Raw genomic sequence first — 18,433 nt, 5'->3', positions numbered from 1 at the left:
TGCGTCCGTGGTCTGGCGTCATCGCCGGAGCCTGGCCCAGAAGCCTTGCGCGGCGAAGGCGTCGCGCAGCTGCCCGGCATCGACGCGGCGCTGCTCGGGGTCGAAGGCCAGGGCCCGGCGCAGCGCGGCCCAGGCCTTGCCTGGCATGCCGGGCGGGGCCTTGGCTGTCAGCTGCATGCCTTGGTCACGGGCCTTGAGCGACGGCACGCGCTCGAAGGGGTGGCGGCCGGTAATCAGCTCGTACAGCACGCACGCCACCGCATACAGGTCGCTGGCAGTACTCGGCGTGCCGCCCTCGAACAGTTCGGGGGCGGCGTAGGCCGGGGTCCAGGCTTCGAAGCGGCCATGGCTCAGGTGCGGCAGGCCGGCCAGCGGGCCGTCCAGGGCCAGGCCCAGGCCGAAGTCGAACAGCCGCAGGCCGTCGTCGCCGAGCATCACGTTGCTGGGCTTGAGGTCGCCGTGCACCACGCCCTGGGCATGCACGCAGGCCAGGGCGTCGAGCAGCGGCACGGCGATCTCGCGCACTTGCGCCCAGGCCAGGCCCAGCGGCTGGTCACAGAGCAGGCGGTCCAGCGAGGTGCCGCGCATCAGCTCCATGGTGATGAAGCCGCGTTCGCTCTGCGGGTCGATGGCGAAGCCTTGCAGGCGCACCAGGTTGGGGTGGCGCAGGCGGCTGGTGAGGGCGAACTCGTTGAACAGCAGGGCGTTGGCGTCGGGCGCCGTGGCCAGCTGGTCGCTCATCAGCTTCACCGCCAGCAACGGTTGTGGGTCACCGAAGCCCTCCTGCAACAGGTCGCGGGCGCGATACACCAGGCCCATGCCGCCGGCGCCGAGCAGGCGTTCCAGGCGGTAGCGCCCGGCGAGCACGTCGGGGATCGGCGCCAGCGCCCGCACGGCCGGGGCCGGCGCGGGTTGCGCGCGGCCCTTGCCGCGCCGCTTGCGCCGCGCCTTGCCGGTGCGGGCGGGCTCGGCCTCGCTGGCCTGGGTGAATGCAAAGTAAGTCGACTCGCTGCCCTGCTCAAGGGCGTCGAGCACGTCGAGCGCGTCGCCGCTGCCAAGGTTCATCGGTGGATCACCACTGCGGTCAGGTTGTCTTTCGCCGCGCCGCCCAGGGCGGTGTCGAACAGGCGTTGCAGGGCCTCGCCGGGCGAGGCCAGGTCCAGGGCGTGGCCCAGGCCGCCGCTCTCAAGGCCGTCGTAGAGGCCGTCACTGCACAGCAGGAACACGTCGCCCGGCTGCGCCTCGAACTCCAGCACTTCCAGGGTGAGGCTGGCGCTGGCGCCGACGGCGCGGGTCAGGGCCCGGGCCGAGGGGTGCTCGCGGGCCTGCTCGGCGCTCATGCTTTGCTGGTCCATCAGCTGCTGTTGCAGCGAGTGGTCGCGGGTCAGCTGGTACAGGCGCTGGCCGCGCCACAGGTAGCAGCGGCTGTCGCCGGCCCACACGCAGGCGCCGCGGCGGCCGTCGAGCAGCAGGGTCACCACGGTGCTGCCGATCACCCGCGCCTGGCCGGCGACGCTCACCGTCAGCTCCTGGCCCAGGCGCCGGTTGATCCAGTGCAGGCACTGGCGCACGGCGAGCACGCGCTCGTCGAAACTGCTGGCGGCCGGCAGATCGGCCAGGCTCTCGACGATCATCTGGCTGGCGATATCACCGGCCTCATGGCCGCCCATGCCGTCGGCGACCGCCCACAGCCCGTGCTGCGGGCAGTCGAGAAAGGCGTCCTCGTTGCGCGCACGGACCTTGCCGGGGTCGGTGCGCGCCGCGCTGCGCCAAGGGCTGGCTGCGCGCATCACAGCTCCCCTGGCAGGCGGAAGCCGCGCAGCACGCTCAGGTCGAACGGGTTCGGCGCGCGCTGGCTGGTCAGCAGGTAGTTGGCGCGCATGCCGCCGACATTGGCCTTGAGCACCATGGTGTCGCGGCCCTTGAGGTACTCGGTCTGCATCAGGTCGAGCAGGCGGAACAGCGACCACGGGCCACCGTTCTTCTCCAGCGCCATGGGGCGGCCGTTGAGCTGCTCCAGGGTCAGGCTGGTGTTGCCGTCCTGGGCTTCGGTCGGCCACTTCAGGCTGGTGGAGACGATCGGGCCGTGGCGGTAGTCGATCACCGTGTCGCCGAAGCGGAACTCGGCGCGGCTCACCGCCGGGTCGAGGGTGTACGGCTCGAGCTTGAACTGCACCTGCGGCTCTTCGGGGTTCTGCGCGAAGAAGCTCTGGCGGATGGTCTGGGCGGCGCTCATCTGTTCGAGGTACGCCTTGGTCATCGGCAGGCTCTGGCCGTCGAGGCTGCGCAGGCGGTAGGCGCCGGGCTCACCGCTGACGAACGGGCGCATGTAGGTGTCGAAGAAGCGATCCGCCACGCCCTGGGCCTTGAAGAAGTCGCGGAAGTCGCTGATCGCCACGTCGCTGGTGCCATGGGCGTTGAACGGGTAGCGCGACTCGATGGTGCGGCCGTAGTGGCTGTACAGCTCGCTCTGGTAGCGCTGGTTGAGGTAGGTGTAGGTGTCGTTGAGCACCATGCGCCAGATGTCGTCGGACAGCAGGTTGAACCAGCCGGCCACCGGGCGCGGCAGGCGCACGGTGCCGTTGCGCAGGCTGCTCAGGGCGTCACGTTGCCCCGACATGCGCGCCTTGGCCATCTGGTACGAGGCTTCTTCGGCCTGGTTGGAGCGGGCCAGGCCGGCCAGTTGCTGCTGCAGGTCGTTGAGCGCTTGCAGGGTCGGCGCCAGGTCGGGGCCCGGGCCGTTGTTGTCGTCGAGCAGCCGGTGCAGCGGCTCGAAGCGCCGTTGCAGGGCCATGCGCGCAGTGTCCGGCAGCGGCTTCTTGGCCAGAGCGTCGCGGGCCTTGTCGGCCACGGCACCGGCCACGGCCGCGCCACCCTTGCCGAGCTTCTTGGCCACGGCCTTGTTGGCGGCGGCTTCGGCGGCCGGGTTGCCTTCGTCGGTGGCTTCGGCCAGTACCGGGAAGCGGGTGTTCTCGCGCACCTCGGTGAGCAACAGCAGCAGCGGCGAGTTGGCGGCGGTCAGCGCCGACAGCTGATCGGCGCCTTCGCCTGCGTCGCTGAACGGGATCAGGCCGACCTGGTTGACCGCCTCGCCCCAGTAGTTGGCGTAGTCGCGGAAGTACAGCTGCTCCAGCTCCACCATCAGGCGGCGCATGTCCATGTCGCTGATGCCGCTGCCCTCGCCGAGCACCCAGTTGTCGCGCAGGATGTCGTTGACCAGGTTGGCGCCCTGCACCGAGAAGTACTGCTGGTAACCCTGGGAGGTGTAGAAGCCGGGGATCGGGTAGTCGATGCCGACGAACTGCGCGGCCTGCGGCCCGAGCTGCTGGCTGAGACGGTATTCGGGCAGGCTGCGGGCCTGTTCGCGCAGCACGCGGTACACCACGCTGGCCAGCGATTCGGCGCGCAGCACCTGGCGGGCCTGGGCCACCAGGGCGTCGTTGAGCGGGTAGGCGAACGATTGCTCGAGCAGGCGCCCGAAGTGGGTGTTCAGGCTGTCCTGGGCGGCCGTGTTGCCGTTGTAGCGCTGCGACCAGCCGGCCGCCACCCAGTCCTTGAGCCAGGCCTGGTCGCGACGCTCGGGCAGGCCGAGCATCAGGTAGGCGCGCAGGCTGTTGAGCAGGCGCTCGCGGTTTTTCAGGTTGCTGCGGATCTGCCCTTCGACCATCTGCGCCACCCGGGGCAGCAGCACGGTTTCCAGCTCGCGCTGGTAGGCCGGTTGCAGCACCTCGTTGGCCGGCACGCCCTGGTACAGGCCGCCGCGTTGCAGCAGCGAGACATCGCCGGGCACGGGGAACACGCGAGAGGCCTGCCAGGCGGTGTCCAGCGGCTTGAGCGCGGCCAGGGCGTCATCGCGGGCATCCAGGGCAAGGTGTTGGCGCTGCCATTGACGGCCCAGCTCACGCACCTGTTCCAGGCGCTCGTGGTTGCCGGAGAAACTGCCAGCCCACAGCGCGCCGAACAGCGCCAGGGCGCCCAGGGCACCGAGGTAGACGGCACGCTGGCCCCAGTGGATGCGGCGGCGTTCGCGCTGGTCGAGGCCGGCCAGGTCGTACTCGGGGAAGATCACCCGGCTGAACAGTTGCAGGGTGAAGCGCGAGCGGCCCTGCACCGCGCCACGGCCGGGCTGGCCGGGGTGGAAGCCGTTGTCGCTGTCGACCCGCGGCGCCTGATGCGGCGCGCTGGTCAGGTAGAAGCCGCGCAGTTGGCTGGCGCGCTGGTAGCGGTTGCCAGTGAAGGCGGCGTCGACGAACAGGCACAGCTGGTCGCCGATGCGCCCCAGCTGGTGCGGGAAGTCGAGGATGCGCGCGCGGCGCTGGGTGTTGCGCTCGTGATGCATGCGCTGGGTGACCTGGTCGCCCAGGCGTTGCAGCAGGCCCTGGAATTCCTTGGCCAGCAGCTCGGTGTCGGCGCCGTTCTGGCCCTTGCCGAAGGTGATGCCGAACACTTGCTCGTTCTCTTCGCGCGACTGCTGGTCGAAGAAGGCGTCAAAGCCTTGCAGGCGGTCGGTCTTGCTCAGCACCAGGTACACCGGCACTTCGACGTGCAGGCGCTGGCGCAGCTCCTGCAAGCGCGAGCGGACTTTCTGCGCCAGGTCGTTGACCGCCGCCTCGCCCCCCAACAGGGTGTCCAGCGGCACGGTGACCACCACGCCGTTGAGCGGGCGGTTGCGTCGGCGCAGGCGCAGCTGGTCGAGCAGCACGCGCCAGGCGCTGCCGTCGATCTCGCTGTCGGACTGGTTGAGGAAGCGCCCGGCGGTGTCCACCAGCACGGCCTGTTCGGCGAAGTAGAAATCGCAGAAATCGCCGCTGGACGGATCACGGGCGAGCTTGCGCTCCAGCGCGTTGATCGGGAACTCCAGGCCCGAATGGTCGATCAGGCTGGTCTTGCCCGCGCCCTGGGGGCCGAGCACCAGGTACCAGGGCAGGTCGCGGCGCCAGCGTTCGCTGCGCCCGCCATACAGGCTCGAATGCTTGAGGGTGGACAAGGCATGCTTGAAGCGGGCCTTGATCTCCCTGGCCTCCTCGTCCTTGCGCTCTTCGCGTTCCAGGCGCTCGCGGCCGTCCTCGCTCTCAAGCTCTTCCTGCTTGCGGTTGTTGGCGCGCCAGCTGGCGAACACCATCCACAGGCCCCACACCAGAAACAGCACGCTGATGGTCAGCAACCGCGCGGCGGCGTCTTCCCAGAACTTGTTGTCGGCCACGGCCAGCAACGGGCCGGCGAACCACACCAGCAGCGCCAGGGCCAGCACCAGCAGCAGGCTCCAGACCCAGGTCTTGGCGAGGAAGGCGCCTACTTTCTTGAAAAAATTCTTCATCACAGGTCCTTGTGTCACTGCCGCGGTTGGGCCGCTGGCTGCTCGAGCGTCTGGAAGGGTTGCAGGACGGTCGCGCGCTGTTCGCCCAGTACCCAGGCGAAACCGGAATACATCACCACCAGGCACACCAGGGTGAACAACGCCACGCTCCACCACGGCACGATGCGCACCGGGCTGTTGCGTTGCTGGTCGAGCCCCTCCCAACGCGGCGACAGCTCGCGCGGCACGTCGCCGCGCAGCTGGCGGATCTGCCGGAACAGTGCGTCACGGATGCCCTCGAGCTCGGACATGCCGCGGTCGATGACCCGGTACTTGCCCTCGAAGCCCAGCGACAGGCACAGGTACATCAGTTCGAGCATCGCCAGATGCTTGACCGGGTTCTTCGACATGCGGTCGAGCAGCGAGAAGAACTTCTCGCCGCCGAAGGTCTCGTTGTGGAAGGCGCTGAGCAGGCTCATCTGCGACCACTGGCTCTCGTTGCCCCAGGGTGTGGTGACCACCGCCTCGTCGACCACGGTGCACAGCAGGTAGCGGGCCACGGTGACCTGGCCGCTCTCCACGCCCTCGTAATGGATGCGCGCCTCGAAGGCACGCACGCAGGTGCTCAGGCGCTCCTTGAGGTTGTTCAGGTCTTCGGCGGTGTCGCTGTGCTTGAGCCGTACCACTTCCGAGAGCAGCTCGCTGGCGGCGGCCACCAGCGGGTTGAGGCCGACGCTGAAGCTGCCGCTCGAGGGCAGGCGCGCCGAATAGACCATGCGCTGCTCCAGCGGCTCGGCCCGCGCCGAGCTGCCCAGGGCGGTCAGGGCCTGCCCTTGCGGTGCCGAGCCATCCTGGTTGAACAGGACGGTCTTGTCGTCCTGAGGGGTATCCATGTCCTTGCTCATGCTCAGTTCCTGATGGCCCAGAATTTCAGTTCGAGATCGGAGAACTCACTGGTGACGTGGAAGGCGAAGCCACCGGAACCGTCCATCTTCTTGCGATCTTCGGCGTCGAGTTCGACGATGAAATAGGTCTTGTTGGCGTGGAACGGGATCTGCCGCGGCGCCACCGGCAGCGGTTTGACCTTGAGCCCGGGCAGGTGCAGGTTGACCAGCTGGCGGATGCGCTCCACCGGGCCGACCTTGAGGTGCGACGGCAGGCGCTGGCGCAGCTCCTCGGACTCGCAGTTGGCACTGGCGGCCAGCACGAACGAGGCGGTGGTGAGCAGGCCCGGGTCGTGCAGCGGCGACACCAGGATGCCGTACTGGCGCTGTTGCAGTTCCAGCTCGATGGCGTGCTGTTCGAGCACCATCGACAGTACCTGGCGGATCGACTCCATCAGCTTGCGGAAGCTCGCGCCCTGGTCGCTGTGCTGGTAACGGGCATCCAGGCGCGGGCGCTTGGTGTCGCTGGAGAAGGTCGACAGGTCGCCGAGCATGATCAGGAAGGTGCGGTACAACTCTTCGGGGTGCACCTGCTCCAGGCTCAGGTAGTGGCGCAGGAGCATTTCGGTGCGGTTGATCAGCTGCAGCATCATGAAGTCGCCGACCTCGGCGCCACCGACCTTGCCGTTGGAGCGGATGCGCTCGGCCAGGGTGTCGCCACGCAGCGCCAGCATGCTGATGACCTCTTTGAGGCACGACAGCAGGTACACCGAGGCGTGTGTGCGAATGTAGGTGGGCACGAAGTTCGGGTCGAGGCTGATGACGCCGTCGGGCGAGGTATCGAGGATCTCGCAGACCTTGAGCTTGACGTAGGCCTGGTCGGTTTGTTGCTCGCCCAGCAGCAGGCGGAAGTCCGGGCGCGCGCAGTTGATCTGGCTGCTGTTGTCGTCGCCGGCGTTGGAGTCGGACACCTCCACCTCGTAGGTGGTGTAGCGGGTCAGCACATCGGACTGCTCGGGGCGGCGCGCCTCGATGTGGTTGCCGGTGACCAGTGGCAGGGCCATGAAGATCGGCGTGGCGCCGGTGTTCGGTGGCACGTCCAGGGCCAGCGGCTCGCTGCTGCCGTCGAGCTCGAACAGGCTGCCGTCAGGCAGGATGCCGGCGGCGCGGCTGATCACCAGCTTGCCCATGTTGAGGAACTGCAGGTCGATTTCCAGGTTGATGAAGCCGTAGGTGTAGGTGCCCAGCAGCTGGGTGCGGGTCTTCATCTGGCTGTCGTAGTAACGGTCGTTGTGCTGGAAATGCTGGGGACGCAGCAGCATCCCTTCCTGCCAGACTACCTTGTGCACGTTCATCGCTGATCACCCGCTTGCGCCACGGCCGGCACACCGTTGTGGATGCCGGCCTGGTCGAGGTAGAGGTTGGCGGTGACCCGCTCGCCGGCGCGAATGGCCTGCACCCGGCGCCACTGCGCCTGGTCGAGGTCGCGGTAGGCGGCCATGACGCCGACGAAGCGGCTGTCGGGGTCGATGCTGAGCTTCAGGCTCAGGGTTTCGCCGGGGCGCAGTTCGTGCTCCTCGGTGGCCACCATGTCCTGCGACAGGGCTTCTTTCGGGCGCTGGTAGAGGGTGAAGAAATCGGTGCTCTCGAAGGCCACCGGGTGCTTGAGCTCGTACAGGCGCACCACCACCGGCGACGGCCGGCCGTTGATGTCCAGGTTGAGCTGGTCGGTGGCGGTCAGGGTGAGGTCGAGCTTGGTCATGTGCGAGTACGGCGACAGGGCGCTGCAGCCGGCCAGCCAGGACAGGGTGGCCAGGGCCCACGTCGCCCTGAGCATCGTGCGGGTGATGCGAGTCATGGGTTTTATCCTTGCGGGTCGTGATTGAGCGAAGCGATCAGGCGGACCTGCTCTTCGTAAGTGCGGGCGAAGTCCTTGGTCAGCAGGCGCTCGCTCCAGTCTTCGTTGCCCACCAGGGCCTGGTGGTAGCGCACGTAGGCCTTCCAGCGGCTGCCGAACAGGCCACGGCGGCCCTGACGCTCGAATTGCAGCGCCAGCTGCTCCGGGGCGAAATGCTCCAGGGTGCTGCGCAGGGCCTGGCGGCTGGCGCCGAGCATGGCCACCTGGTGCGCCTGGAGGTCGCGGAAGGCCTGGGCCACTGCCTGCTCGGCAGACAGCTGGCCGCCACGGCGCGGCTTGAGCAGGTCGCCGAGCACCTGGTCGGCTTCCAGCGGCGCCTTGATCGGGTTGCGGCTGGCGCTTTGCGGGGTGGTCAGCGACAGGCGCAGTTCGTTCTTCAGCTCGCTGCGGGTGCGCAGGCTCTGTTGCAGCCCGGCGACGCTATGGCGCAGCAGCCCGGCGGCCCGCACCGCGAGGTCTTCGCGGGCCTGCTCGTCGAGGTTGTCCAGATCGACGCCCAGGGCCGCGCCGAAGCGCTTCCAGAAGGCGTCGTCGCGGCGTTCGCGCGGGGCCGGCACCGGTGCGGGCTCTGGCGCCACCGCCGGTACCAGGGTCGGCACGATCAGGCTTTCCTGGTCGATCTGCGCGTAATCGGCACGCTGGCGCGCCGGGGGCTCGGGCATGGCCAGGGCGGCCAGCTCGTCCATCGGTTGCAGGCGCGTTTCTTCGTGGTCCAGGGCGCTGATGGGGTCGAGTTCGAGGAAGGCGTCGTCGGGGATGATGGCGCCACCCGGCATGCCCAGGCCGACGTCGTAGCCGGCCTCGCTGTCGATCAGCCGCGCGCGCACCTCGATGTCACCCATGCGGTAAATCGCACCTTGCTCGATGCGGTGCAGCTCGCCCTTGCGCAACTGTGCACCGCTGCTGGCCAGGCGGATGCCGTTGCTGCTGGTGTCGGTGAGGAAGAACGCGCCGTTCTGGTAGGTGACCTGGGCGTGATGGCTGGACAGGTGACGCTTGTCGTCCTCAATGCACCAGTGGCAGTCCTTGGCCCGGCCGATCTCGCCACCGGCGCGGCCAAAGGTCTTGTTCGGCGAGTCGGTGCGGCCGTGCTGGCGTTTGTCGAGCAGTTCGAAAACCAGTTCCATGGTCAGGGCTCCTTGCGCTCAGTTGTCACGGTTGAGGGCCTGGGGATCTCCCAGGGGGCGGTAGCTGTCGTCGTCGAACTTGTAGTTGCCTGTGCAACCGGCCAGGGCGAACGCGGTGAGCAGGGCCAGCAAGCTGGCCCGGCAGTAACGGTGAAGCATGGGGGCGGCTCCATGTGCGGATGAGGCAGGCACCGTTACAGGTGCGCCTGGGGTAAAGGGAGTAAGTGTCGGGGTCATGCCGGTCAGCCCTCGCAATCGCCGATCTGGATGTTCAGGCGACCCAGCCGGTACAGCAGGGTGCGCCGCGGCAGCCCGAGTTCGCGGGCGGCCAGGGTCTGGTTGCCGTCGTGCTTGCGCAGGCAGTCGAGCAGCAGGCTGCGCTCGACCTTCTCGAGGCGCTCGCGCAGGTTCAGCTCGTTGTCTTCGGGCGGCGGTTCGGCCAGGTTCAACGAGAAGTGGCCGACCTCCAGCGCATCGCCTTCGCACAGCAGCACCGCGCGCTCCACCAGGCCCTTGAGCTCGCGCACGTTGCCGGGGAAGGCGTAGCTTTCGAGATGATCGAGGGCGGCCTGGGTCCAGCCCACCGGGCTGCGCTGCAGGAAAGTGCAGGCCTTGTCGCAGAAGTGCCGGGCCAGGGTGATGACATCGCCGACGCGCTGGCGCAGCGGCGGCAGCTCGATGGGGAACTGCGCCAGGCGGTAGTAGAGGTCTTCGCGGAACAGGCCGTCGGCGACCATCTGCGCCAGGTCGCGGTGGGTGGCGGCGATGATGCGCACGTCGATCTTGTGGGTGACGTTGGCGCCCAGCGGGCGGATCTCGCCCTCTTGCAGCACGCGCAGCAGCTTGGCCTGCAGGGCCAGGGGCATGTCACCGATCTCGTCGAGCAGCAGGGTGCCGCCGTCGGCGGCATCGAACAGCCCCGGGCGGTCGCGGTCGGCACCGGTGAAGGCGCCTTTGCGGTAGCCGAACAGTTCGCTCTCCAGCAGGCTCTCGGGGAAGGCTGCGCAGTTCTGTACCACCAGCGCGCCGGAGCGGCGCGGGCCGTAGTCGTGGATGGCGCGGGCCACCAGTTCCTTGCCGGTGCCGGTCTCGCCGCGCAGCAGCACGGTGTAGGGGCTGTGCAGGACCTTGCTGATCATCTGGCAGGTCTGGCGCATGGCCGGGCTCTGCCCGATCAGGCCGTAGCTGCTGGCGGCCACCGGGGCGCGGCCGCTCGCCTGGGGCTGTGGCCCGGGCTGGTGCAGGCGGCGCAGCAGTTGCAGTTGGCCCATGGTGAAGCTGCCGAGCTGGCCGAGGGAGTCGGCGAAGGCTTCAAGCCCGCCGCGCACGCGGTTCACGCACAACAGCACCCCGGCCACCCGCTGTTGCGCGGTCAGCAGGGGCACCGCCAGCAGTGCTTGCCAGGGCGTGGCCTGGCTGGGCAGGAAGCTGGTGTCGAACAGGCTGGCGGAAAGGTCGCTGATGTTCACCACGCGGTTCTGGCACAGGGCGAACTGCAACAGCTGCTCGCCGTTGTAGTCGGCCGGCAGGCTGGAGCAGTCACGCGCCAGCAGCCGCCCGTCGAGCCAGGCGGCTTCGAGCCCGAGCCGGGTGTGGGTCGGGTCGAGCAGGTAGACCTGCACCAGCGGGCAGCCGCTGAGCTCGGCCACGGCCGGCACCAGTGCCTGCAGCAGGCCTTGCTCGTCAGTTGCCCGCGCCAGCTCGGTGAAGGTGCCCAGCAGCGCTTCGGCGTAGGCCAGCGGTTGGGGCACGTGCGTGAACATCACCCCCACCTCAGGCGAACTCGCAGGTCACGCCGGCATCCCCGTCGAGGGTGGCGTGTACGCGGCTGATCGCCTCGCCGCTGGCCATGGCGTCGAGCAGGCGGTCGGCGACCTTGGGCAGCACGTGGGTGTCGATCAGGTGGTCGATCAGGCGCGCGCCGGCTTCGCTCTGGCTGCAGCGCTCGGCCAGGTGGTCGACCAGGGCCTGGCAGTGGCTGAACGCCAGTTGCCGACGCTGCAAACGCTCGCCCAGGCGGCCCAGCTTGATTTCGATCAGCTCGCGCAGCACCGGGCCGCCCACCGGGTAGTACGGCACCACGCGCATGCGCGCCAGCAGCGCCGGCTTGAAGTGGCGGCTGAGCGCCGGGCGGATGTGCTGTTCGAGCAGCTCGGCGTCAGGGCGCTCGCCGTTTTCGCACAGGGCGCTGATCTGGTCGCTGGCCAGGTTGGAGGTCATCAGGATCAGCGTGTTGCGGAAGTCGATCTGGCGGCCTTCGCCGTCGTTGGCCACGCCCTTGTCGAAGATCTGATAGAACAGGTTGAGCACGTCCGGGTCGGCCTTCTCCACCTCGTCCAGCAGCACCACCGAATACGGCTTCTGGCGCACCGCCTCGGTGAGCATGCCGCCTTCGCCGTAACCGACGTAGCCGGGCGGCGCGCCGATGAGGCGCGAGACGGTGTGCTTCTCCTGGAACTCGGACATGTTGATGGTGGTGATGAAGCGGTCGCCGCCGTACAGCAGGTCGGCCAGCGCCAGCGCGGTTTCGGTCTTGCCGACGCCGCTGGGGCCGACCAGCAGGAACACGCCCACCGGTGCGTCGGGCTTGTTCAGGCCGGCGGCGGTGGCACGCATGGAGCGGTTGAGCGCATGCACGGCCTGCTCCTGGCCACGGATGCGGGCGCGCAGGTCGTCGGCGAAGGTGATCACCTTGGCGTTGTGCTCGCGGGCCAGTTGGCTCAGCGGCACGCCGGTCCAGGCGCTGATCACCTCGGCCACCAGGCGTGGGCACACTTCGGCGCTGACCAGGCGTTCTTCGGCCTGGGCGTCGAGCAGGGCCTGATGGGTCTCGGCCAGGCGTTGTTGCAGCTGTTCGCGGCTTTCGCCTTCGACGACGGCCTCGCCCTCCTCGCCTTCGGCTTGCGCGGCCGGTGCGACGGCGGCGTTGGCAACCTGCTGGCGCAGCTCCAGTACCTGCTCGGCCAGCTCACGCTGACGGGCCCAGCGGGCGGCCAGTTCGATCTCTTGCCCGTGGGCTTCGGCCAGGCGCTGCTCGAGGGCGGCGAAGGCCTCGTGATCGATGGCCAGGCCCGCCTCGGCGTCACGGCGCAGGGCGTTGCGCTGGCGTTCGCCCTCGGCCAGTTCGGCACGCAGGCGCTCGAGGCTGTCGGGGGCGGCAGCCAGGCTGATGCGCACCCGGGCGCAGGCGGTGTCGAGCACGTCGACGGCCTTGTCGGGCAGCTGCCGGCCGGTCAGGTAGCGCGCCGACAGTTCGGCGGCAGCGACCACGGCGTCGTCGCGCAGGTAGATGCCGTGGCTCTTCTCGTACAGCTGGGCCAGGCCACGCAGGATGGTCACCGCCTCGCCCACGGTGGGCTCGAGCAGCTGCACCGGCTGGAAGCGACGGGCCAGGGCCGGGTCTTTCTCGAAGTACTTCTTGTACTCGGCCCAGGTGGTGGCGGCGATGGTGCGCAGCTCGCCACGGGCCAGGGCTGGCTTGAGCAGGTTGGCGGCGTCGGAGCCACCGGCGTTACCGCCGGCACCGATCAGCGTGTGGGCTTCGTCGATGAACAGGATCACCGGGCGCGGCGCGGCCTTGACCTCGTCGATCACCCCCTTGAGGCGGCGCTCGAACTCGCCTTTGACGCTGGCGCCAGCCTGCAACAGGCCCATGTCCAGCGCCAGCAGGTCGACCCCTTGCAGTGCCGGCGGCACTTCGCCAGCGACGATGCGCGCGGCCAGGCCTTCGACCACGGCGGTCTTGCCCACGCCGGCTTCGCCGACCACGATCGGGTTGTTCTTGCGCCGGCGAGCGAGGATATCGATCATCTGGCGGATCGACGCGTCGCGGCACAGTACCGGGTCGAGCTTGCCGTCACGGGCCTGCTGGGTGAGGTTGTGGGTGAAGCGCTGCAACATCGATTCGCCCTGGGGCGCGCCGGGGGCCTTGGCGGCGGCCGGTTGCTGGGCCAGGGCGTAGCCCTTGAGGCGTTCGATATCCAGGCCGCCGAGCAGCTTGTGATAGCGGCTGCCGGCATAGCGCAGCGGGTTGCGCAGCAGGCCGAGGATCAGCGCGGCCTGGTCGACCTGGCTCTGGCCCAGCTCGAGGTTGGAGACCAGCAACGCGTCCTGCAGCCACTGCACCAGCTCCGGGGCAAACACCGGGTTACGGGTGGCGCTGTGCTCGACATTGGGTTGCAGCGCGGCGCTGAACGCGCCGGTATCGATCGCGGCGTCCTGCAGCGCACGCTGCAACAGGCTGTCGGGGCGCTCGAGCAGGCCCAGCAGCAGGTCCTCGATGAGGATCTTGCTGCCGCCGCGGGCGACGCAGCGCTCGGCGGAGCGCTCCAGGTCGCGGCGGCTGTCGGCGTCCAGGGCCTGGACGAGTTGTTGCAGGTCTACGTTGATCATGGCCATTGGTCCTTAATGAATTTTGCTTCCCAGGGTCACCACGCCATCGGCGCGCTCGCGACCCAGCCAGCTGGTCCAGCCCAGGTGGCAGACGTTCTGTTCGCCGATGCGCAGCTCGCGGATCTCTTCACGGCGCAACTCCAGGCGGATGTCGTAGTCCAGCGGGTCGCGCAGGGTGAAGCGGGTCAGCGCGCACAGCGGCTGGTAGCCGAAACCGATCGGCAGGAATTCGTGAAAGCGCTGCCAGTCCAGCTGGGTGATGTGGATGCGGAACTTGCCGCTGCGGTCGCGCACGCGCTCGCCCAGCACGGCGTCCTCGCCCAGCAGGCTGTTGGCCAGCCCCAGGCGGTTGCACTGCTCTTCGAGGATGTCGACGCGCCGTTCCAGGCATTGCTCGATCACCAGGTCGGCGTGCTTGAAGTAGTAACGCAGCACGGCCTCGATCAGCGCCGCCGAGTGGGCGCGCAGGCTGAGTACGCCGAGGTACGGCAGCAGGCGTTTCCAGTTCAGTTCCTTGGCCTGGCGGATCTGGTCGCCGCCCAGGCCGATCAGGGCGAACAGGTGCGACGAGAAGCCATCCAGCGCGCCGCTCTCGAAGCTGGCTCGGTAGCGGTACTTGCGCCAGATCGGCAGCATCAGGCGTTGCAGGCGGTGGTGGAACAGGTCGAGGAACATCCGCGTGGGGTTGCCGTCCTCGTTGTCGCCCAGCGCCTGTTCGCCGTAGAACGCCGGCAGCGGCGAGCTGGAGCCGACCAGGCCGATCAGGTTGAAGCGCATGCGCGCGCGCAGCTGGCCGTGCTCGCGGAAGAACTCGATGCGGTCGACGTCGCTGCCGGGGAAACCGAGGCTGGGGTTGGCCTGGAACTCGACCAGGTCGTAAAGCTCTTCGTCTTCCAGGTACGGGTACGCCTCGCGCAGCTGTTCCATCACCAGCAGCACGGCCTGGAACAGCGAGTACTCGCGGATGCTCCGGCTGAGCCGGCTTACAGCAGCGGTTGCAGGCCCATGCGTGGTGTCCATTGGTACACCTCCCCCTGTGTGCTTTTCACCCGCAGCTCGTGGTACGAGTTGAGGCTGGCGTAGAGTGCGAAGAATTCATTGAGCACCGAGGCGAAGACGAACAGGTCGCCCTCGCCGATGTAGCCCTCCGGGTCGATTGTCAGTTCCGTGCGCAGGCCGCGCAGCGGCAGGCCACGGTGCAGGCGGTCGACGTGCTGGTGGCGGATCGCCTTGAGCCCGCCAAGCAGGCGGCGGCTGACCTTTTCCGCGTGCTGGTCGTAGTAACGCGGCAGGTCGTAGGTTTCGAGGATCACCTTGAGTGCATCAACGTCGGCCAGCGACAGGTAGTTCAGCGACATGTTGCTGATCAGCTTCCACAGGAAGTCGCGGTTCAGCGGCGGCGCGTAGCTGGCGGTGACCGGGGTGATGTTGCGGAAGGTGAGGAACTCGGGGGTCTCTTCGCTGAGCATGCAGATGTCGCCGAGCTTCAGGCGACGCGGCAGGTTCTGGTTGGTGCAGGTGAGCTCGATCGACAGCGTCTCGTGGGATTCGGCCTGGTGTACGCCGAAGCTCAAGTAGGTGTCGAGGCCGTCATGCAGCAGCGAGGAGCGCTGGCGGATGCTGTAGTGCGAGCGGTTCTCCGGCACGTCGAAGCTGGCGTCGTGCTCGAACGATTCGAAGGGTACGTAGCTCTGGTAGCCGAGGCCGCCGGGGCTCCAGCCGGTCACGCCGTCGACCGAGAACACCCCGCAGTGCTCGGGGTCGAGCTCGGCCGGCAGCAGCAGGTATTCGTCCTGCTTGCCATCCAGGCGGATAGGCAGGGCGTCGTGCTTGAACAGGTTGGCGATCGGCGTGCAGTACAGCTTGACGTTGTCCAGGGTCGGGCGCAGGCGCTGGGCCTCGCCCTGGCGGATGTCGAAGCGCAGCTCGATGCCATGCACCTGCTTGAGGGTTTCCTCGGGCAGGCTCTGCAGCACGTCCAGGCCGGTCACGTCGACGAACAGGAACTTGTCCTGGAAGGCGAAGTACTCCTGCAGGAAGCGGTAGCCGCGGAAGGTGTTCAGCGGGTAGGGAATCAGCGCCTCTTCCTCGGCGAAGCCCACCGGATGCACCTTGGCCGCCGGTGCACGCAGCAGCAGCGGCTCGCCCTTGGCGTTGACCATCGGTTTGCCGTGGCTGTCCAGCGGCATCAGCTCGATGCCCGCCAGGCCGCGCAGCAGGCTCAGGTAGAGCATCTGGCTGATGTAGCGCTCGCCGGCCAGGTGCAGGCGCAGCTTGCTGAGCTTGACGTCGCCCAGGTTGCCGTCGCAGTTCATGTCCAGGCGCAGACTGAGCAGCGCGCCCTGGCCATTGAGCGAGTAGTTCAGCGCGCTCAGGCGCAGGGGCAAAACTTCGGTGGGGTAGCAGGTGCGAAAGCGGCAGCTGACGCCCTCGATCGGCCGGCCTTCCACCGGGGTGTCACGCTCGACCCGCAGCGCCGGGCCGGCCTGGCGCAGAGGGTCGAACTGCAGGATGCTGAAGGCCGGCAGCGGGCGCATGTAGTTCGGCCACAGCAGGTGCATCAGCGAGTGGGTCAGCTCGGGCAGTTCGTCGTCGAGCTTCTGCCGCAGGCGGCCGGTGAGGAAGGCAAAACCTTCAAGCAGGCGCTCGACGTCCGGGTCGCGCCCGGCCTGGCCGAGGTACGGCGCCAGCGCCGGGCTGCGTTCGGCAAAACGCCGACCCAGCTGGCGCAGTGCCGTCAGCTCGCTTTGGTAGTAGTAATTGAAGGACATCCGTCGTTCCGCCTGAATTCAGCTCTCGGGTACCGCCAGTGGCCGGTACTGCGCATGCGCGGGGCCGGGCCACTGGGCCGACCGTTTGCCGCGCAAGGGTTGGGGGAAAACTCAGGCTATGGGAGGCGCAACATCACTCGTCTCCTTGACTGACTCTGACTTGCCCGCTGCCATCCAGGCGCGCGGCAAAACTGACCTGGCGCTTGATTCCGTCCACCTCAAGCTGGCCTTCGATGCTGAAAGCCAGCTTGAGCTGATCGTGATCACGCGGGCGGGACACCACCCGGACATCGGACATGCGCGGTTCGTAGGCTTCGATGAAGTACTCGATGGCCCGGCGTGCCTGGCTGAGCGCGTCGTGCAGGCTCAGGCGCATGTCGTTGAGGTCGGGCAGCCCGTAGTCGGCGAGCGTCTGCACGCTGCCGGCCCGGGTGCTGAGCATCTTCGCCAGATGAGCGGCCACGGAAGCCATGGCGGCGTCTTCACGCCGCCAGTTGGCGCGCTGGTCGGCTTCGCCGCTCAGGCGCTCGAACAGGCTTCCGTAACCATTGCCCATCGTCGCTTACTCCTTGTCCAGCTTGCCGACCAGCGACAGGGTGAAGTCGGCGCCCATGTACTTGAAGTGCGGACGCACGTTCAGGCTGACGCGGTACCAGCCCGGCTCACCTTCCACGTCGCTGACGATCACCTGGGCGGCGCGCAGCGGACGACGGCCACGCACTTCGGCGCTCGGGTTCTCCTGGTCGGCCACGTACTGGCGGATCCACTTGTTCAGTTCCAGCTCCAGGTCGGTGCGTTCCTTCCAGGAGCCCAGCTGCTCGCGCTGCAGGACCTTGATGTAGTGGGCCAGGCGGTTGACGATCATCATGTACGGCAGCTGGGTGCCCAGCTTGTAGTTCAGCTCGGCAGTCTTGCCTTCGGCGCTGATGCCGAAGAACTTCGGTTTCTGCGCCGAGTTGGCCGAGAAGAACGCCGCGTTGTCGCTGCCCTTGCGCATGGTCAGGGCGATGAAGCCCTCTTCGGCCAGCTCGTACTCGCGACGGTCGGACACCAGCACTTCGGTCGGGATCTTGGTCTCGATCTCGCCCATGCTCTCGAAGTGGTGCAGCGGCAGGTCTTCCACCGCGCCACCGCTCTGCGGGCCGATGATGTTCGGGCACCAGCGGAACTTGGCGAAGCTGTCGGTCAGTTTGGTGCCGAAGGCGTAGGCGGTGTTGCCCCACAGGTAGTGCTCGTGGCTGTTGGCCACGGTTTCCTTGTAGACGAACGACTTGACCGGGTTCTCTTCCGGGTCGTACGGGTTGCGCAGCAGGAAACGCGGCACGGTCAGGCCGATGTAGCGCGCGTCCTCGGACTCGCGGAAGCTCTGCCACTTGGTGAACTGCGGGCCTTCGAAGTGATCCTTCAGGTCCTTCAGGTCGGGCAGGCCGGTGAAGCTTTCGAGGCCGAAGAATTTCGGGCCGGCCGCGGCGATGAATGGCGCGTGGGACATGCAGGCGACGCTGGAGACGTACTGCATCAGCTTGACGTCTGGCGAGCTCGGCGACATGAAGTAGTTGGCGATGACCGCGCCGACCGGCTGGCCACCGAACTGGCCGTATTCAGCGGTGTAGATGTGCTTGTACAGGCCAGCCTGCATGACTTCCGGCGAGTCTTCGAAGTCGTCCAGCAGGTCCTGCTTGGAGACGTTGAGGATCTCGATCTTGATGTTTTCGCGGAAGTTGGTGCGGTCGACCAGCAACTGCAGGCCGCGCCAGGCGGACTCCATGGACTGGAAGTCCGGGTGGTGGAGGATCTCGTCCATCTGGCGGCTGAGTTTGGCATCGATCTCGGCGATCATGCGGTCGACCAGCGCTTTCTTGACCGGCTCGCCGTCATTCTGCGGCTTGAGCAGTTCTTCGATGAAGGCCGACACGCCGCGCTTGGCGATGTCGTAGGCTTCGTCATCCGGGGTCAGGCGGGTTTCGGCGATGATGCTGTCGAGAATGCTGAATTCGCTGTTCTCGGCGCTCTGTTGCTCTGCTGCGGTGCTCATGGCAATTAGG

General features: G+C 67.8%; 14 protein-coding genes. All 14 read right to left on the bottom strand.

Annotation, left to right across the window (positions count from 1 at the left end; genetic code table 11):
• Positions 1-18: 18 nt before the first annotated feature.
• The 14 genes from LOY51_RS02820 to tssC all read right to left on the bottom strand — a co-directional run bounded on the left by LOY51_RS02820 (position 19) and on the right by tssC (position 18,423).
• Entirely contained in the window at positions 19-1,065 is a 1,047-nt protein-coding gene (locus tag LOY51_RS02820) for a serine/threonine-protein kinase (protein WP_258644239.1), read from the bottom strand.
• Positions 1,062-1,790: a PP2C family protein-serine/threonine phosphatase gene (locus LOY51_RS02815; protein WP_125462399.1), complete on the bottom strand. Its 729-nt coding sequence runs from the start codon at positions 1,788-1,790 to the stop codon at positions 1,062-1,064. Before LOY51_RS02815 ends, LOY51_RS02820 begins: the two co-directional genes overlap by 4 nt.
• The gene (tssM, locus tag LOY51_RS02810; RefSeq protein ID WP_258644237.1) at positions 1,790-5,317 is read right to left on the bottom strand and encodes a type VI secretion system membrane subunit TssM; all 3,528 of its coding nucleotides are present in this window, start codon (positions 5,315-5,317) and stop codon (positions 1,790-1,792) included. The genes LOY51_RS02815 and tssM overlap by 1 nt, the downstream gene beginning before the upstream one ends.
• 14 nt (positions 5,318-5,331) lie before the next feature.
• Positions 5,332-6,201, bottom strand: coding sequence for a type IVB secretion system protein IcmH/DotU (icmH, locus tag LOY51_RS02805; protein WP_258644235.1), 870 nt, complete (start codon positions 6,199-6,201; stop codon positions 5,332-5,334).
• A 2-nt stretch (positions 6,202-6,203) separates the two neighbouring features.
• Complete coding sequence (tssK, locus tag LOY51_RS02800) at positions 6,204-7,535, bottom strand: type VI secretion system baseplate subunit TssK (protein WP_110996301.1); 1,332 nt, start codon at positions 7,533-7,535, stop codon at positions 6,204-6,206.
• Complete coding sequence (gene tssJ, locus LOY51_RS02795) at positions 7,532-8,038, bottom strand: type VI secretion system lipoprotein TssJ (RefSeq protein ID WP_110996300.1); 507 nt, start codon at positions 8,036-8,038, stop codon at positions 7,532-7,534. Before tssJ ends, tssK begins: the two co-directional genes overlap by 4 nt.
• Before the next feature lie 5 nt (positions 8,039-8,043).
• A complete protein-coding gene (tagH, locus tag LOY51_RS02790) occupies positions 8,044-9,225 on the bottom strand; it encodes a type VI secretion system-associated FHA domain protein TagH (RefSeq protein WP_258644232.1) in 1,182 nt (393 codons plus the stop codon).
• 18 nt (positions 9,226-9,243) lie between these two features.
• Entirely contained in the window at positions 9,244-9,384 is a 141-nt protein-coding gene (locus LOY51_RS02785; protein ID WP_125462395.1) for a type VI secretion protein, read from the bottom strand.
• An 83-nt stretch (positions 9,385-9,467) separates the two neighbouring features.
• Positions 9,468-10,988: a sigma 54-interacting transcriptional regulator gene (locus LOY51_RS02780; protein WP_258644229.1), complete on the bottom strand. Its 1,521-nt coding sequence runs from the start codon at positions 10,986-10,988 to the stop codon at positions 9,468-9,470.
• A gap of 10 nt (positions 10,989-10,998) precedes the next feature.
• Positions 10,999-13,617, bottom strand: a complete 2,619-nt coding sequence (gene tssH, locus LOY51_RS02775) for a type VI secretion system ATPase TssH (RefSeq protein ID WP_508134340.1) — start codon at positions 13,615-13,617, stop codon at positions 10,999-11,001.
• Between the two features lie 12 nt (positions 13,618-13,629).
• The gene (gene tssG / locus LOY51_RS02770) at positions 13,630-14,637 is read right to left on the bottom strand and encodes a type VI secretion system baseplate subunit TssG (protein WP_125462392.1); all 1,008 of its coding nucleotides are present in this window, start codon (positions 14,635-14,637) and stop codon (positions 13,630-13,632) included.
• On the bottom strand, positions 14,601-16,388 hold the full coding sequence (tssF, locus tag LOY51_RS02765; RefSeq protein WP_110996294.1) for a type VI secretion system baseplate subunit TssF: 1,788 nt from the start codon (positions 16,386-16,388) through the stop codon (positions 14,601-14,603). Before tssF ends, tssG begins: the two co-directional genes overlap by 37 nt.
• Positions 16,389-16,521: 133 nt before the next feature.
• Positions 16,522-16,944, bottom strand: coding sequence for a type VI secretion system baseplate subunit TssE (gene tssE / locus LOY51_RS02760; protein WP_125462391.1), 423 nt, complete (start codon positions 16,942-16,944; stop codon positions 16,522-16,524).
• A gap of 6 nt (positions 16,945-16,950) precedes the next feature.
• Positions 16,951-18,423, bottom strand: coding sequence for a type VI secretion system contractile sheath large subunit (gene tssC / locus LOY51_RS02755; RefSeq protein WP_110996292.1), 1,473 nt, complete (start codon positions 18,421-18,423; stop codon positions 16,951-16,953).
• Positions 18,424-18,433 lie beyond the last annotated feature (10 nt).

This window comes from Pseudomonas sichuanensis, from assembly GCF_024749065.1.
In the GTDB taxonomy this organism is placed as follows: Bacteria; Pseudomonadota; Gammaproteobacteria; order Pseudomonadales; family Pseudomonadaceae; genus Aquipseudomonas; species Aquipseudomonas sichuanensis.
Note: the sequence above shows the minus strand (reverse complement) of the source record. Positions and strands in the feature narration are given on the sequence as shown.

Excerpts from the sequence above, each read along its gene's own strand:
- tssC (WP_110996292.1), bottom strand. The coding sequence starts at position 18,423 with ATGAGCACCGCAGCAGAGCAACAGAGCGCCGAGAACAGCGAATTCAGC.
- tssM (WP_258644237.1), bottom strand. The coding sequence starts at position 5,317 with ATGAAGAATTTTTTCAAGAAAGTAGGCGCCTTCCTCGCCAAGACCTGG.
- tssG (WP_125462392.1), bottom strand. The coding sequence starts at position 14,637 with ATGGACACCACGCATGGGCCTGCAACCGCTGCTGTAAGCCGGCTCAGC.
- tssK (WP_110996301.1), bottom strand. The coding sequence starts at position 7,535 with ATGAACGTGCACAAGGTAGTCTGGCAGGAAGGGATGCTGCTGCGTCCC.
- icmH (WP_258644235.1), bottom strand. The coding sequence starts at position 6,201 with ATGAGCAAGGACATGGATACCCCTCAGGACGACAAGACCGTCCTGTTC.
- LOY51_RS02815 (WP_125462399.1), bottom strand. The coding sequence starts at position 1,790 with ATGCGCGCAGCCAGCCCTTGGCGCAGCGCGGCGCGCACCGACCCCGGC.
- tssH (WP_508134340.1), bottom strand. The coding sequence starts at position 13,617 with ATGATCAACGTAGACCTGCAACAACTCGTCCAGGCCCTGGACGCCGAC.
- tssF (WP_110996294.1), bottom strand. The coding sequence starts at position 16,388 with ATGTCCTTCAATTACTACTACCAAAGCGAGCTGACGGCACTGCGCCAG.
- LOY51_RS02785 (WP_125462395.1), bottom strand. The coding sequence starts at position 9,384 with ATGCTTCACCGTTACTGCCGGGCCAGCTTGCTGGCCCTGCTCACCGCG.
- LOY51_RS02780 (WP_258644229.1), bottom strand. The coding sequence starts at position 10,988 with ATGTTCACGCACGTGCCCCAACCGCTGGCCTACGCCGAAGCGCTGCTG.
- LOY51_RS02820 (WP_258644239.1), bottom strand. The coding sequence starts at position 1,065 with ATGAACCTTGGCAGCGGCGACGCGCTCGACGTGCTCGACGCCCTTGAG.
- tssE (WP_125462391.1), bottom strand. The coding sequence starts at position 16,944 with ATGGGCAATGGTTACGGAAGCCTGTTCGAGCGCCTGAGCGGCGAAGCC.
- tagH (WP_258644232.1), bottom strand. The coding sequence starts at position 9,225 with ATGGAACTGGTTTTCGAACTGCTCGACAAACGCCAGCACGGCCGCACC.
- tssJ (WP_110996300.1), bottom strand. The coding sequence starts at position 8,038 with ATGACTCGCATCACCCGCACGATGCTCAGGGCGACGTGGGCCCTGGCC.